This is a genomic window from Dellaglioa sp. CoH-57-MRSF-16 (assembly GCF_056782055.1).
On the sequence record NZ_JBXAXZ010000216.1, the window covers coordinates 1 to 245 of the forward strand.

General features: G+C 58.8%; 1 protein-coding gene. It reads right to left on the reverse strand.

Annotated features, from left to right (window positions below):
- On the reverse strand, positions 1-245 hold a 245-nt coding region (locus AC1RPH_RS08480), incomplete at both ends, for a hypothetical protein (RefSeq protein WP_481762145.1).

Here is a 245-nt window from a genome sequence, read left to right on the forward strand (position 1 = left end):
GAGGTCATGATGTTCGAGCTGCCGACCGTGCGGTACGAGGCACGCAGCTCTTGCGGATCGACGACACGAACTTCGCGGTTCGCACGCAGGAATCCGACTGCGACACCAGCACGCACTTCGCGGAACGAATCCTCGACAGGAGCGGCCTTCGCCTCGAACTTTTCAGTGATAGCGGCGCGCAGGCTTTCTTTGTTGAACTTGCCAGTATAGGCAATAACGACCTTAGCCAGCTTGGGCGTCAGGAG